This is a genomic window from Kitasatospora sp. NPDC096140, assembly GCF_040303045.1.
In the GTDB taxonomy this organism is placed as follows: domain Bacteria; phylum Actinomycetota; class Actinomycetes; order Streptomycetales; family Streptomycetaceae; genus Kitasatospora.
Map to the genome: position 1 here is coordinate 1 of NZ_JBEOUW010000101.1, position 4,879 is coordinate 4,879.

7 protein-coding genes are annotated in these 4,879 nt (G+C 70.2%); all 7 read right to left on the reverse strand.

Annotated elements, in window-relative coordinates; all coding sequences use genetic code 11:
- Window positions 1–64: 64 nt before the first annotated feature.
- On the reverse strand, window positions 65–1,414 hold the full coding sequence (locus ABT048_RS41485; protein WP_350526836.1) for a transposase: 1,350 nt from the start codon (window positions 1,412–1,414) through the stop codon (window positions 65–67).
- A 4-nt stretch (window positions 1,415–1,418) separates the two neighbouring features.
- The gene (locus ABT048_RS41490; RefSeq protein ID WP_350526837.1) at window positions 1,419–1,748 is read right to left on the reverse strand and encodes a transposase; all 330 of its coding nucleotides are present in this window, start codon (window positions 1,746–1,748) and stop codon (window positions 1,419–1,421) included.
- A gap of 232 nt (window positions 1,749–1,980) precedes the next feature.
- Window positions 1,981–2,238, reverse strand: a complete 258-nt coding sequence (locus tag ABT048_RS41495) for a hypothetical protein (protein ID WP_350526838.1) — start codon at window positions 2,236–2,238, stop codon at window positions 1,981–1,983.
- 1 nt (window position 2,239) lies between these two features.
- Window positions 2,240–2,725 carry an NUDIX domain-containing protein gene (locus ABT048_RS41500; protein ID WP_350526839.1) on the reverse strand — a complete coding sequence of 162 codons (486 nt, stop codon included), beginning with the start codon at window positions 2,723–2,725 and terminating at the stop codon, window positions 2,240–2,242.
- Window positions 2,726–2,759: 34 nt separating this feature from the next.
- Window positions 2,760–3,647 (reverse strand): phosphotransferase family protein, encoded by an 888-nt coding sequence (locus ABT048_RS41505; protein ID WP_350526840.1) that lies wholly within the window; start codon window positions 3,645–3,647, stop codon window positions 2,760–2,762.
- Window positions 3,644–4,144 carry an NUDIX hydrolase gene (locus tag ABT048_RS41510; protein WP_350526841.1) on the reverse strand — a complete coding sequence of 167 codons (501 nt, stop codon included), beginning with the start codon at window positions 4,142–4,144 and terminating at the stop codon, window positions 3,644–3,646. Before ABT048_RS41510 ends, ABT048_RS41505 begins: the two co-directional genes overlap by 4 nt.
- Entirely contained in the window at window positions 4,141–4,611 is a 471-nt protein-coding gene (locus ABT048_RS41515) for an NUDIX hydrolase (protein ID WP_350526842.1), read from the reverse strand. Before ABT048_RS41515 ends, ABT048_RS41510 begins: the two co-directional genes overlap by 4 nt.
- Between the last annotated feature and the right edge of the window lie 268 nt (window positions 4,612–4,879).

The window sequence follows — 4,879 nt, forward strand, 5'->3', positions numbered from 1 at the left end:
ACCGCGCGGCCCCATCGAGACCGAAGCAGCCCGCCGCCTCGCCGACGACCTCAAGAACCAGTAATCATCCGATTACCCAACACTTTCTGAGGCGGATGATGTTGGTTCCGGCTGCGGTAAGGACGTGCTGGACGTGGGTCTTCGCGGTGCCGCGGTAGCGGCAGTTGCGCAAGCCGTGGGCGTGGACGGTCTCGGAGACGGTGGCCTCGCAGCCGGCCCTCATGGCGTATCGGTCCTGCCAGGGTTTGGTCTTCTGCTCTGTCCTGACGCGGTTTTGGATCTCCTGCAGGGGCTGTGGCAGGAGCAGGACGTGGCGGCCTTTGCCGTCGACGTTTCCCGTGCACTTCGGGCGGTCGTCGCAGGCCCGACAGACGGCACGGGGAAACAGCACGGACAGGCGCGGCTGTCCGTCGGCGAGGGTCGGTTTCCATGGCGGGCTGGTGGCACCGTTTGGGCAAGTAAGCGTTCGTTCCTCCCAGTTGGGGTGGAAGTCCTCCTTGTTGAAGCCCGGCAACGCCCGTGATCGAGGTGGGAGCCGGACGGGGCCAAGCAGGTCAATTCCGTACTCGGTCCTGGCCCGATGGATGGCGGCGGGGCTGGTGTATCCGCCGTCGACCAGGTGCTCGGCCGGAGCCAGGTCGCGTGCGGCGAGGTCGGAGTGGATCCGTTCCAGGGCGTCGATGTCCTGCTCGGGCGCCGGCGTGGTGGCCACGTGCACGATCACGTTCGGCAAGCCGCTGTCGCAGGTCTCGGTCTGGTGGTCCTTGTAGCCGACCCACTCGGCCTTGCCGGGCTTGTGGCTGAAGCGGGCCTGCGGATCGTGGGGAGAGATGATCGACCCCGACGACCACGGAACCCGGGCGGAGGCGGGATCGGGCCGCCCGTCGGAGGCGTGCGCGGTCGTCGAACGCCGAGGGCTGTGGCGCCGGCTCAGCCGGTCGCGAGTCTGCTTCGGGCCGCGCCAGCACAGATCACCGTGTTCGTCGTACCAGTACTGCTGGACCCAGACCTGGCGCATCACCTCGACCTTGGGCAGCCGCCGCAGCCGGGCCAGTGCGTCCGGGGCAAGGAGGGCCTGGAACAGGCGCATTCCGTCCTCACCGACCGTGAGCGCGTACTGCTTGCGCTCGCTCGTCTCCTTGGGCAGCCGGTCGTAGCGCACCGGTCGACCGTAACGGCGGGCCCACTCGTCCGTGACCAGGGCGGATATCCAGTCCTCGTCTGCTGCGGCCACCTCCTCCAGGGCCGCGCGCAGGGTCTCGCCGACCAGTTCGATCCGGTCCAGACGCCGCACCGCGGCCAGGACATGGGTGGAGTCGGTCCGCTGTCTCCCGCGCCGCTTCACCAGCCCCGTCTCGGCCAGCCGTTCCACCATCAACGTCAGCAGCCGGTCCGCCCGGTCGCCCTCGGCCATCCGGTCACGGAACTCGCTGAGCACCGAGAAGTCGAAGCCCGGATCGTCCAACTCCAGCCCCAGGCAGTAATTTCCAGTCCAGACGACACCGGACGGCCTCGGCGGCCTGACGGTCGGTGAGGTTCTGCGCGTACTGCAGCACCGACACCAGCGCCAATCGCGCCGGTGACAGGCCGCGACGTCCGTCTGCGGGATACCAATCGGCGAAATCCTCGTCCGTGAACAGCCCCTCCAAGTGATCCCGCACCCACATCGCAGCAGTGCCCCGAGGATTGCTCGCCTGTGCCATCCGCGCAGTCAGCGGCGGGATCTCCCGCCCGGACCATGAACCCATCGCCACCGCAGTCCACCCCTCTGAACAGGCCCGACCTCCAGGCCAGGACAGCAGACGAGCACTGGCGCATTCAGCCGATGGCGGCAATATCACTCTCGCCAGTGAAGATCACCAACAGCATCCGGAACTCCGGTCAGAGCCCCGAAACTCCCCACTCCGCTGAAGGCCGGACGGAGTAGGGAAGCGTGATCGGGCACGGCCGCTCCTCTCGGCCGGGGGCTCGGCGGGCAAGTCAGCCCGCGGGAGGGAAACCGGGCGGCAGGCCAGGCGGGTGCAGGGGTCCGGGTGCCAGGCGCTCCAGCAGCCGGTCCACCATGCCATCGGGGCGGTAGAGCGTGCGGTAGGCGTACGGGTGCCGTCCGCCGGGCAGGGTGGCGACGCCCGCGTCGGTGACGGTGCGGCCCTCGATGATGGCGAGAAGCCGCAGGTCGACGTCGGCGGGCAGGGTCAACTGCTCGTCGGTGGGCGGGCGGCGGTGGCGGCCGGCCACCTCAGGCTCCGACGAAGTCGCGCAGGTCCGCGGGGGAGTCCCAGCCGTAGGTGGAGAAGCCTCGACCGTCGCCGGAGAGGCAGGCGGTGAGGGCGGCGTGGGAGGTGGGGAACATCGGGGTGGGCAGCGCGTCGGCGTCGACCCACAGGACCGCGAGGTGCTTGTCCGGTTCGGTGTTCGTCAGCTCGCCCTGCCAGGACGTCGCGGCGAACACGGAGAGCAGGAACGGGCCCTTGCCGTCCCAGCCGGCCCTGACCTGGATGGTGTGGACCAGCCGCAGCTCCTCGGCGGGGACGACCAGCCCCGCCTCCTCGCGCAGTTCGCGCGCGGCGGCCTCGTCGAGTCGTTCGCCCTCCTCGACCTTGCCGCCGGGAACCGTCCAGGCGGGAACCGTGGACCAGGAGTCGTTGGCGTAGTGGACGCAGGCGACCTTGCCCGCCTTCTCGTCGTGGACGATGACGCAGACAGCCTGACGCAGGGACTGCATGGATACTCCAACCGGTAGCAGAAGTAAGGGGCGTTCACACGACGGGGTTCGGGTCACGCAGCAGGTCGAGGACGGTCCGGGCGTAGCCGATGACCTCCTCGTCCCGGTGGTGGTCCATGGCCCAGCGCAGGGCGGCGGGGCAGTCGATCGCGGCCCACGCCCGGCACGCCACCTGCTCCTGCCCGGTGAGGTCGCGCCCGTACCCGGCGGTGAACGCCGCACGCAGGTCGGGCCGGTGGGGTGTGAGCTGAAGGGTGACACGCATCAGGTCTCGCCGGGCCGGGGCTTCGACGTGGCTGCGTTCGAAGTCGATCAGCCCGAGCGCGAGAAGGTCGCCGTCGCGGCGCACGAGCCAGTTCCGCGGACCGAAGTCGCCGTGGCAGTAGACGAGCCCGGTGGGTGGGGGTTCGGCTCGGGTGGCTTCGGCCAGGACCTCGATGTCCTCGTCCGCAAGGCAGGCGTCGCGGGCCCCGGCCAGGGCTCGTGCGCGTTCCTGATCCCAGGGCAGGTACTCGCCGACGGGGGCTCCGGTCGTCGGCTGCGCGTGGAGGGCGGCCAGGAGCCGCCCGGCCTGCCGGTACACCTCCCGCTCCTCGGCGGCGGTGAGGGCGGTGCTGATGAGCGGGGTACCGGGCAGCGCAGAGGTGACGACGAGCAGCGACCGGCTGTCCTGGGCGAGCAGAGCCGGCGTCCGGCCGCCGCCGAGGGCCGGTACGAGCAACCGGTAGGCGGCCGTTTCCCGCTCGTGTATGACCACGTTCTTGTGACGCTTGGCGAACAGGCGGCGCCCGCCTTCGCCGGCCAGCTCCCAGACACTCGGGCAGCCGGCGCGGTCGTGGGAACGCACGCCCAGCAGCTCATAGCATCCGGCCGTCGCGCGCAGCAGCCGGTCCACGTCGTAGGGGACGGCGGGGGCGCTCACGCCGGCCAGCCGACGGTGGACAGGGCGCTGCCGCGGGTGATCTCGCCGAGCGCGTGGACGGTGTAGGGCACGGTGTCGGTCGGGAGCTGGTCGAGCGGCCAGTAGCGCAGTTCCTCGCACTTGTGCGGTTCGGCGTTGCGGACCTGGCCGTCGTAGCGGGCGGGCCGGAAGAACAGCTGTAGCCGGCTGCGGCCGTCGTCGGCGTCGAGATGGTGCAGGGTGTGGACGAGCGCGAGGTCGTCCTCGGCGATGAGAACGCCGAGTTCCTCCTCGGCCTCACGCGTCATCGAGCGGGTGACCGTCTCCCCAGGCTCCATGTGTCCGGCCGGCAGGTGCCACAGGCCGTTCGCGTAGCCGGTGTTGTGACGTCGGCCGAGCAGCACGGTGCCGCCGTCGAGCAGGACGAGGTGGACGCCGACGACCAGGGTCGGCGGCTCCGTCCTGGTGGCACGGGGCGCGATCGTGGCGGAGCGGAGGGCGTCGTCGAGCGGATTCATGAGGTCCTCCCGAACGACGGGGTGGACGCCTCGGCGAGCATCGGCAGGTCGTGCTGCAGGTAGGGCAGGACCTTCAGGGCGAGCACCTCGCCGAGGGGGACCATGCGTACGGCCAGGCCCTCGTCACCGAGCCGCAGATCGCTCTCGCCGTCGGGCACGACGGTGGTGAAGGCGAACGGGCGCACGCCCAGCCCGCGCTGGTTGGTGAAGTCGGGATGCCGCGCGTACTCCAGCGGCAGGCCGGTGAGCCCAGTCTCTTCGGCTAGCTCGCGGGCCGCGCCGTCGGGAACCGTCTCGCAGTCCTCCCGGCTGCCGCAGGCGTACTCCCACACGCCCGGCAGGACGTCGTGCGGGGACCTGCGGATCACCGGAATCCGTCCCGAGGCATCCCGGACCACAACGCCGACGCCGATCCGTTCGGTGCCGTCGCATGCGGCGAGGTTCGTGAGTACCTCGAAGTCGATCATTGAGCAGGCTCCCTGGAATCGCGGGCGGGCACGGCCGGTCGGCCGGCAGAGGTGATGCCGGCGGCCTGGCCGGTGGGGTTGTCCACGAAGACCTCCAGGCAAGAGCGGTGTTCGAGCGTGCAGAGCCGTCTGTCGGCGAAGAGCGCGGCAAGTGCGCACTCATACAGCGGAGTTACTGAGGCTTTCAGGGTGGAGTCGGTGGGGTAAGTGAGAGACCGGTGCCGGCCAGGCATCCCTCAATCAGGTTGGGCCGAAGTTGGATGTGCCG